This window comes from Streptomyces graminilatus (genome assembly GCF_001418565.1).
Lineage (GTDB): Bacteria > Actinomycetota > Actinomycetes > Streptomycetales > Streptomycetaceae > Streptomyces > Streptomyces graminilatus.
The window spans coordinates 1-9,749 of the sequence record NZ_LIQQ01000055.1 but is presented as its reverse complement, the minus strand read 5'-3'; the positions used below and the strand labels follow the sequence as shown (position 1 = coordinate 9,749).

Below are 9,749 nucleotides of genomic sequence, written 5' to 3'. Positions count from 1 at the left end.
GCCCTCAGCCTCACCCTCGGCCCCGCCCGCCGCCTCGCCTTCCGTCCCGACCGCTCCCTCCGGCTACCGCCTGGCCCACGACCCGCGCGGTTTCTCACTGGCCGTCCCGGACGGGTTCACGCGTTCCGAGCAGCAGGAGCGCGTCTTCTATCTGTCGCCGGGGGAGACCTTCCGCCTCGGGATCAAGGTCACCGGCCCCCAGCCGGGGGGCCCGCTCNNCGCGCTCTGGGAGTTCACCTGGGACGGCTTCAACGCGACCGAGGGGCCACGGCACACCTACGACCTGTGCTGGGAGGAGGGCGGACGGATGTACGACGTATGGGTGTCGGCACCCGTCGGCAAGGTGCGGGAGGCGAAGGAGTACTTCGACGTCGCCCTCGACACCTTCTTCGTCAAAGGCGCCTGACCGGAGCGGTGGTGTGGTGATCCACCTGCGAGCGGGCTGGATACGAACGCTGGATGCCAACTCTGCTAAAACGTCGGCATGGACATGGGCACCGGCATGGGCAACGAGCTGTTCGGACGTGCACATGCCCGGCAGCGCTGGGCGGCGCNNCTGCTCCCGATCGGCTACGCGGGCCTGAACAGCCTGCTGCTCGCGGCGGTCGGCGTGGGCGGGGCCGTGCTCACCGCCGCCGGGCTGTGGTGGGCGCTCGCCCGGCGCGGCCTCGTGCGGGGCGTGGGCGCGGTGCTCGCCGTCGCCACCCCCGTCGCCGTCGTCGCGATCTTCGCCGCCGCCAACCTGCTGTGGCTGGCGTTCGTCTCCCTCGCCCTGTGGGGCGCCGCCATGTGGTCCGGGAAATTCGCGCTCAGCAGCACCAGGTCCCATGTCGTGCCGGTCCGCGAGTACGAGGCGCCCGCGCCCCTGCGGCCCTTCCTCGTCATGAACCCGCGCTCCGGCGACGGAAAGGTCGAGCGTTTCCGGCTGCGCGAGAAGGCGGAGCGGCTCGGCGCCCGCGTCCACCTGCTCGACCCCGCCAGGCCCGAACCCGAGGACGTCGCCGCTCTGGCCCGGGAGGCGGTCGCGGCGGGCGCGGATCTGCTCGGCGTGGCCGGCGGCGACGGCACCCAGGCCCTCGTCGCGGGCGTCGCCGCCGAACACGGCCTGCCCTTCCTGGTCGTGTCCGCCGGTACGCGCAACCACTTCGCCATGGACCTCGGCCTCGACCGCGACGACCCGGCGACCTGCCTCGACGCACTCACGGACGCGGGCGGGGCGGAGCTGAGGGTGGACCTCGGCTTCCTCGACAGCGGTGGCGACGGGGGCGGTACGGGGGACAGCCGGCCCTTCGTCAACAACGCCTCCTTCGGCGCGTACGCGTCGATCGTGCAGAGCCCCGCCTACCGCGACGACAAGGTGGGCACCACCCTGGGCCTGCTGCCCGAGCTGCTCACCTTCGAACGCGGCCCGACTCTGACCGTCCGGGCCCACCCGCACGCACGTACGGCGTCCGGGAAACCGGGGGAATCCGGGGAGACGGTCATCCACGCACCCCAGGCCGTCCTGGTCAGCAACAACCGGTACCGGATGGACGACCTCGCCGGCCTAGGCCGCCGCGAGCGCCTGGACGCCGGTGTTCTCGGGGTGCTCGGCATCAAGGTCGAGGACGCGGCCCAGGCCGCCGAACTGCTGCTCGGCCGGTACGCCACCGGCATGACCGTCGTCACCGCCCACGAGGTCGTCGTCGACGCAGACCAGCCCGAGATCGAGGTCGGCCTCGACGGCGAGGCCCTCGTCTTGCCCGCCCCCGTCCGCTGCCGCGTCGAACCGGGTGCCCTGCGCGTCCGCGTCCCCCGCGACCGGCCCGGTGTGCCCGCCCCGACGCCCCCCATGGACTGGCGGCGGCTGCGCAAACTGGCGGCCACGGTCGGTCGTACGGCGCTGCCCCGCCGTACGACGGACGCGCTGAACCGGCGTCGACAAGCGTCGGCCCCGCAGGATAGGGATGGGGCATGAACAACGACGGGGAAGGCGGCGCGCACAGGGATGAGCAAAACCGCGACAGGGGCGGCAAGGGTGACGAGGGACGGCTGGTCGGCGGCCGGTACCGGCTGACCGAGCGGATCGGCTCCGGTGGCATGGGCACGGTGTGGCGGGCCCAGGACGAACTCGTCGAACGGGAGGTCGCGGTCAAGCAGCCGAGGCTGCCCGGGGACCCGCGGGACGCCGCCCACCAGCGCATCGCCCACCGCCTCCACCGGGAGGCGCGGGCCGCCGCACGCGTCGACCACCCCTCGGCCGTCTCCGTCCACGATGTCGTCGTCGAGGACGGACTCCCGTGGATCGTCATGGAGTTGGTGCGCGGCGAGTCGCTGCACGAGGTGCTCCAGCGGGGCGCGCTCAAGCCCGCCGAGTCCGCGCGTATCGGCCTCGCGGTGGTCGGCGCGCTGCGGGCCGCGCACTCCGTCGGGATCGTCCACCGGGATGTGAAACCGGCCAACGTGCTGCTCGGCAGCCATGGCCGGGTCGTCCTGACCGACTTCGGCATCGCGCACATCATGGGCGAGGAATCCCTCACGATGAGCGGCGAGTTCGTCGGCTCCCTGGAGTTCATCGCGCCCGAGCGCATGTCCGGGCGGGGCGCCGGCCCGTCCTCCGACCTGTGGTCGCTCGGCGTACTCCTGTACGCGGCGGTCGAGGGCTGGTCCCCCTTCCGCCGTACGACCCTGGAGTCCACGCTCGCCGCGATTCTCTCCGCCGAACCGGTCGAGCCCCAACAGGCGGGCCCGCTCGGCCCGTTGATCGTACGGCTGCTGATGAAGGACCCCGCCGAGCGCCCCGAGGCGGACGAGGTCGCCGCGGCCCTGGAGGCGGTCTCCAAGGGCTGGCCACTGCCGAAGGCGCCGGAGCGCCATGATGTGACGAAGGCTCAGAAGCCGCACGGGCTCAATGAGTTCGCGGACGACTCGGGAACGGTACGGCTGAAGGCCGCGGCCGGGACACCCACGCCCGCACCCGGTACCGCCTCCGTGCCCGCCGCCGCTTCTGGGCCGGCCGTTGTTTCCGGGCCCGACACGGTCGTACCCGGCGCAGCGGCACCAGGGGGCCTCGTGTCCGGCCCGTCGCCCGAAACGCGTGCCTCCTCGCTGCCCGCCGAGAAGGGGCCGCGTCGCTTCCGTCCCCGGCGGCGCCTGGTCCTCGCGGTCCTGGCCGGGGCGGCCGTGCTCGCGGTCGCCGGCACGCTGGCCGAGGGCTCGAGCGTCGAGAAAAGAGGCGAGGACACATCGGTCGCAAAGGTGCCGCGCGGCATCCCCGGCGGCGATCCCGTGGAGCCTCTCCCCACAATCGACGCCTGGCTGGCCCATGACGAGAAGGACCTGAGAGCGGTCCTCACCCTGCCCCGCCAGTACGTCCGTTTCCACCAGCAGGGCGACGCCGACGACCAGCCCCGCATGGCGATCTACGACAACGACGAGGTCATCCAGGTCCGCCTCACCCTCTGGGACAAGGCACCCCGCTCGCCCCTGGGCCAGGCCAAGGAAGCCGCGAACATCTGGTCGGGATACGGCCAGTCGACCACCCGGTACAAGCAAAGGATCGTCGACGGTTACGAGGCGGTCCAGGCCGACACCACGTACGAGACCGAGGGCAAGGTCTTCCGGGTCATGCAGGTGGAGATCCTGACCGCCGACAGCAGGCTGTACGAGCTGCGCGTCGACATGCCCAAGGGAACGCCGGACGAGAAGCGGGGGGCGGACGTCTTCGAGGAGGCGCGCGACCGGCTCGCGATCGACGAGAAGTGACTCCGGGTCGGCTCCCGGCCAGAAAAAAGTGACGCGTCCTGCCGCCCCCCGGCTGGGCGCGCGACGCCCGACGCCCTGATCAGCGGATTCGTTGCCAGTGGTCACTGGCGGAATGCCACCGGGGGGCCCGTACCGTGCGTGGACGTGGCGAATCCGGGTTACCCATGGGTACCCAAAGGCCTCCGAGCCGTCATACCCTGCCGCTCATGACGGACTCGCAGGCCCCGGTAAAGCCCGGCACCGACACCCCCACCGGTACGAACCCCCTGGCACCCGCGCCCGCAGGCGCCCGCACCGCCGCCGACGTGGTCACCCCGGAGCTGATCGCCCAGCTCACCAAGGGTGTCGTCGGTTCCGGCCGCACCGCCAACCACACCCCGTTCACCGGTGAGAAGCTGGCCGACCTGCCGGAGTCCACCCCCGAGGACGTGGCGGAGGCGTACGACCGGGCCCGCGTGGCCCAGAGGGTGTGGGAGCTGACCCCGGTACGGCAGCGTGCGGCCGTGCTGCTCCGCTTCCACGACCTGGTGCTGGCCCGCCAGGCCGAGGTTCTCGACCTCATCCAGCTGGAGACCGGCAAGGCCCGTCTGCACGCCCACGAGGAGGTCCAGGCCGTCGCCGTGGCCGCCCGCCACTACGGCCGCACGGCCGCCCGCTATCTGAGGCCGAAGCGGCACGCGGGCGCGATGCCCACCCTCACCAGGGTCACCGAACTGCGCCACCCGCGTGGGGTGGTGGGCCAGATCGCGCCCTGGAACTACCCGCTGGAGCTGTCGGTCGGCGACGCGATCCCGGCCTTCGTCGCGGGCAACGCGGTCGTGATGAAGCCGGACACGGAGACCTGCCTGACGGCCCTGTGGGCCAGGGACCTGCTCATCGAGGCCGGCCTGCCCGCCGATGTCTTCCAGGTCGTCCTCGGCGAGGGTCCGGTCATCGGCCCCGAGGTCGTCAGGCACGCCGACTACGTCTCGTTCACCGGCTCCACCCGGACCGGCCGCGAGGTCGCGCAGGGCGCCGCCGCGCGCCTTGTCGGCGTCTCGCTCGAACTCGGCGGCAAGAACGCCATGCTGGTCCTGGACGACGCCGACATCGAGAAGGCGGCGGCGGGCGCGGTCCGGGCCTGCTTCTCCTCCGCCGGCCAACTCTGCATCTCCATCGAGCGGTTGTACGTCCACGAGTCGATCGCGGACGCGTTCGTCGAGCGCTTCGTGGCCCGTACGAAGGCGATGCGGCTCGGCAAGTCCCTGGCGTACGGCGCCGACATGGGTTCGCTGGTCGGCGAACGCCAGTTGGAGACGGTGACGAAGCACGTCGACGAGGCGGTCGCGAAGGGCGCGAAGGTCCTCGCGGGCGGCACGGCCCGCCCGGACATCGGCCCGTACTTCTACGAGCCGACCATCCTCGACGGTGTCGAGACCCCGATGGCCGTCTGCTCGGAGGAGACCTTCGGCCCGGTTGTCGCGATCTACCGCTTCAAGACGGACGACGAGGCGGTGACCCTCGCCAACTCCACGCCGTACGGCCTCAATTCCTCGGTCTGGACGAAGAACGGCGCCCGTGGCCGCGCCGTCGCCGCCCGCGTGCGCTGCGGCACGGTCAACGTCAACGAGGGCTACGCGTCCGCGTACGGCAGTGTCCAGGCGCCCATGGGCGGCATGAAGGACTCCGGCCTCGGCCGCCGCCACGGCTCCGAGGGCATCCTCAAGTTCACCGAGGCCCAGACGATCGCCCAGCAACGCCTGCTGCCGATGGCCCCGGCGCTGGGCATGACCGACGAGAAGTACGCGGAGTTCATGAGCAGGAGTCTCAGGGTGATGAAGGCACTGAGGATGCGTTGACCCACCGCTTTTAGGGGCGCGGGGCTGTATCGATTTGCGGCTCCGCCGGGTGGGCGCGAGCAACCACAGACGACCTGCACCCATCACTCGACGAGGAGCCAACGTGTCGCAGGACGGTTACGACTACGACGTCCTCGTCGTTGGCTCCGGCTTCGGCGGCTCGGTAACCGCCCTGCGCCTCACGGAAAAGGGCTACAACGTAGGCGTCCTGGAAGCGGGCCGCCGCTTCATGCGCGACACACTCCCCAGGAACTCCTGGGACCTGAAGAACTACCTCTGGGCACCCCGGCTGGGAATGTACGGCATCCAGCGCATCCACCTGCTGGGCAACGTCATGGTCCTGGCCGGCGCAGGCGTGGGCGGCGGTTCGCTGAACTACGCCAACACCCTCTACGTACCGCCGAAGCCGTTCTTCGACGACCCCCAGTGGCGCGAGATCACCGACTGGCAGGAGGAGTTGAGCCCGTACTACGACCAGGCCCGGCGCATGCTCGGCGTACGGCTCAACCCGACGACGACCCCGTCCGACGTCCATCTCAAGGCGGCGGCCGAGAAGATGGGCGTCGGCGACACCTTCCATCTCGCGCCGGTGGGCGTGTTCTTCGGTGACGGCGAGGACGCGGCCGGCGAGGTGAGGGCGGCGCCGGGGGAGCAGGCCCCGGATCCCTACTTCGGCGGCGCCGGGCCCGCGCGCAAGGCGTGCATCGAGTGCGGGGAGTGCATGACGGGCTGCCGGCACGGCGCGAAGAACACCCTGAACGAGAACTACCTCTACCTGGCCGAGAAGGCGGGCGCCGTCGTCCACCCCCTGACGACGGCCGTGTCCGTCACGGACGACTCACGCGGCGGCTACGCGGTCGCCACGCTCCCGACGGACGCGAAGCGGAAGAGCGGGGGCCGTACGTTCACAGCCCGGCGCGTGGTCCTGGCCGCCGGCACCTACGGCACCCAGACCCTGCTGCACCGGATGAAGGCGGGCGGTCAACTCCCGTACCTGTCCGACCGGCTGGGTGAGCTGACCCGCACCAACTCGGAGGCGCTCGTCGGCGCCCAGACCGACGACCGCCGCTACCGCAGGGCGACCGGCCAGGCCAAGGCCGACTTCACGCGCGGAGTCGCCATCACGTCCTCCGTCCACCCCGACGAGAACACCCACGTCGAACCCGTCCGCTACGGCAAGGGCTCGAACTCGATGGGCGGCCTGTCGATCCTCCAAGTCCCTTACGCGGACGGGTCGTCGAGGGTCCTTGGCTGGCTGGCGAACGCCGCCCGCCACCCCGTCCTGGTCCTCCGCTCGATCTCCAACCGCCGCTGGTCGGAGCGGACCATCATCGGCCTGGTGATGCAGTCCCTGGACAACTCCCTGACGACGTATCTGAAGCCGAAGGGCGCGGGCAAAGGCCTGTTGACGGCCCGTCAGGGCCATGGCTCCCCCAACCCCAAGCAGATCAGGGCGGCGACGGAGAGCGCGACGGCCATCGCCGCCGAGATCAACGGCTTCGCCGGCAGCAACGTGGGCGAACTGATGGGCATGCCGCTCACCGCACACTTCTTGGGCGGCTGTCCGATCGGCGACTCACGGGAGACGGGTGTGATCGACCCGTACCACCGTCTGTACGGCCATCCGGGCATCTCGGTGGTCGACGGCGCCGCGGTCTCCGCGAACCTGGGCGTCAACCCGTCGCTGACGATCACCGCGCAGGCCGAACGCGCGATGTCGTACTGGCCGAACAACGGCGAGGCGGACCCGCGTCCGGCCCAGGGCGCCGTGTACGAACGGCTGCGGCCGGTCGCGCCGAAGGCGCCGGCGGTCCCGGCGGAGGCGTTCGGCGCGCTGCGGCTGCCGTTCCTGGGGATGCCCGCGGTGAGACCCGCGAACGAAGGGCGTGGGCACGGGGAAACCCGGGAGGCGAAGTAAAGAGAAGGACCCGCGCCCCCCTCCGAGCGCAGGTCCTTCCCTTGTCCATGGCGAACCTCAAGACCTCGGGACAACCAGGTACGGGGCATGGGCGTGACCCGTGGTTCTGAACATGTGACATGCGGCAGCTGTGAATGGTTGCTCTTCGCTCACAGAAAATTATGTGTGCTGAGTCACATGTCAACTGCCCTTCAGGTTTTGGCCGATGCTTGTTGTGGATCCGCTTTCCGATCGCCTAGAAATATCCTTCGTGTCTGATAATCAGCCTGATGGCAAGTCGTCCGAAGAGCCCGAACTGTCGGTTCCCGACGACGTGTGGGAGCGGTTCGCCCGCGACACCGAGCGGGACATCCGCGCCTCCGCGCAGAAGGAACCCTCCGCGCGGGCGCGGATGGTCACCGAACGTTTGCGCGCGCAGGACGCTCGCGGCGAACAGCCCGTGGGCTGGCGCACCGACCCCGCCCGCCAGAAGGCGACCGACCGGGCGGGCAGGCGCAAGCGCCTGTGGGCGGTGATCGGCGTGCCACTGGCCATCGCCGTGGCGGTGGTGGCCATGAAGCCGTCCCTGATCCCGGGCGACCCCTTCCACTCCGCCCGGTCGGGCGACACCTCCGACGCGTCGCCGCTGCCCGAGGAGACGGCCGCGCCGACCGCGGCGCCGTCGGCGGTGGACCCGGACATTCCGACCCTGGCCCGGCCGTTCGCCGGATCACCCGCCGAGCGGTACGCGGACGGCGCCGCCGGAATCGTCCTGCCGCCGGCCAAGGCGCTGGGCCCGTTCTCCAAGGCGCAGTTGGAGCGTGCGCTGCGGCAGACCAAGCAGCTCCTGATAGACACGAACCTCGACCCGGCTGTCCTGCGCGGCGCGCGCCCCGAAGCCGCGCTCAAGGTGATCGACCCCACCCAGAAGGAGCTGCTGAGCGACCTGAACACCGCCCTGCGCAGCCCGGACGACAAGCGCGATCCGCTGTTGATGTTCACCCGGTTCAACCCCGCCCAGGTGCGCCCCGCAGGTCATGTGATCAAGACCCGCGGACGGATGACGTTCGAGGCGGGCAAGCGCGACACGGTCGTCGTGCACGCCGACTACACCTTCGTCTACCCGATGGTGCGCGCGGAAAAGGGCGCGACCGAGGTGGCCCGCACCATCGTGCGCCGGATGCTCGACATCGAGCTCTACGACCCGGCCAAGTACCAGGTCACTCCCGGGAAGATCAGCGTCTCGAAGTACGACAGCCTGTTCGGCAACTCGGACTGTGAGGTGCACGACGGCTACTTCCACCCGCAGTTCCGTTCGGACACCGCCACGGGTGCCGCCCCCACCGGCCCCACCGTCGATCCCTACGACCGCAGCGGTGGAGCGGGCGATGTGTCGGGCGACGGGACGTGCGGGATCGCCACACGTTCGTGAGACCCGCGATGCCCGGGTGTCTGTGGGCCCCGGGCATGGGAAAGGGCCCCGCGGGGCGGAGCCGCGGGGCCCTTTGCCGTCAGCACCGGCGTCAGGGCAGCGCCGGTGCCTGGGGAAGCGGCGCCGGGGGGTCGCGCCGCGTTGTTGGTCTGTACCCGTGCGGGGAGAGCGCGCCCGGCCTGGACCAATGGCGGTCGAGGACCACAGGGCAATGCGCTTGCCCGCCAGGGGGCTTGAGGTGGTTCTTGCATCGTGCTGGAAGGCCGCCGAGTAGGCAACCTTTTGACCCGGGCTCGTACTTTTTGGCCCCTGCCGACTGGCCGGTACTGGCTGGTGTCGACTGTGCTGTGCCGGCCGGCCCCGGGCGTCCCCGGAGCCGGCCGATCTCGGCGGTGACCGGGCTGCTGTCCCCTGCCGTCCGGTCGCCACCCTGGAGCCACGCGTGGTTCATGCGGGCCCGCCCCTGGCTGGCACGGACACCGGTACCAACGAAGAACGCGTACGACGGTCACGCCCCGGACGGGTGAGACGGCGCCCGAACTCAGATGCGACGTCGGACCTGCCCCCGGACGCGACCTCAGATGCGGCCCCTGCACAGCTCCAGCAACGTCATCGCGAGGGAGGTGCCGGGCCTGCCCAGCGCGTCCCGGTAGTGGCTGAGCACCTCCAGCTCGCGTGACAGGTGCACGCGCCGCCCGCCGGAGGTGATCCGGGCCTCCTGGATCACGGCGGACACGGCCATCCGCTCCTGGACGAGACCGATGATCCGGTCGTCGAGGGCGTCGATGCGGTCCCGTGCGCCGGCGATCACCGCGGTGGCATCGGCGGCGCACGGGAC

6 protein-coding genes and 2 pseudogenes are annotated in these 9,749 nt (G+C 71.0%); 7 read left to right on the top strand and 1 reads right to left on the bottom strand.

Annotated elements, in window-relative coordinates:
* From AOK08_RS47060 to AOK08_RS06350, 7 genes and pseudogenes are all read left to right on the top strand, one after another.
* Positions 1–217, top strand: a pseudogene (locus AOK08_RS47060) (serine/threonine protein kinase); the annotation flags it as partial.
* 2 nt (positions 218–219) lie between these two features.
* Positions 220–406, top strand: a pseudogene (locus tag AOK08_RS47055) (serine/threonine protein kinase); the annotation flags it as partial.
* 150 nt (positions 407–556) lie between these two features.
* On the top strand, positions 557–1,957 hold a 1,401-nt coding region (locus AOK08_RS06370), incomplete at its 5' end, for a diacylglycerol/lipid kinase family protein (protein WP_241826852.1).
* Complete coding sequence (locus AOK08_RS06365; RefSeq protein ID WP_055524451.1) at positions 1,954–3,744, top strand: serine/threonine-protein kinase; 1,791 nt, start codon at positions 1,954–1,956, stop codon at positions 3,742–3,744. The genes AOK08_RS06370 and AOK08_RS06365, both read left to right, overlap by 4 nt.
* Before the next feature lie 206 nt (positions 3,745–3,950).
* The gene (locus AOK08_RS06360) at positions 3,951–5,582 is read left to right on the top strand and encodes a succinic semialdehyde dehydrogenase (RefSeq protein ID WP_055524450.1); all 1,632 of its coding nucleotides are present in this window, start codon (positions 3,951–3,953) and stop codon (positions 5,580–5,582) included.
* 103 nt (positions 5,583–5,685) lie between these two features.
* Entirely contained in the window at positions 5,686–7,500 is a 1,815-nt protein-coding gene (locus AOK08_RS06355; RefSeq protein WP_055524448.1) for a GMC oxidoreductase, read from the top strand.
* Between the two features lie 250 nt (positions 7,501–7,750).
* Positions 7,751–8,911, top strand: coding sequence for a hypothetical protein (locus AOK08_RS06350; RefSeq protein WP_198539125.1), 1,161 nt, complete (start codon positions 7,751–7,753; stop codon positions 8,909–8,911).
* A gap of 577 nt (positions 8,912–9,488) precedes the next feature.
* On the opposite strand, the gene AOK08_RS06345 is transcribed toward AOK08_RS06350, so the two are convergent.
* Positions 9,489–9,722: a chorismate mutase gene (locus AOK08_RS06345; RefSeq protein ID WP_079053866.1), complete on the bottom strand. Its 234-nt coding sequence runs from the start codon at positions 9,720–9,722 to the stop codon at positions 9,489–9,491.
* Positions 9,723–9,749 lie beyond the last annotated feature (27 nt).

Coding starts and splice junctions, on each gene's coding strand:
- AOK08_RS06365 (WP_055524451.1), top strand. CDS start 1,954: ATGAACAACGACGGGGAAGGCGGCGCGCACAGGGATGAGCAAAACCGC.
- AOK08_RS06360 (WP_055524450.1), top strand. CDS start 3,951: ATGACGGACTCGCAGGCCCCGGTAAAGCCCGGCACCGACACCCCCACC.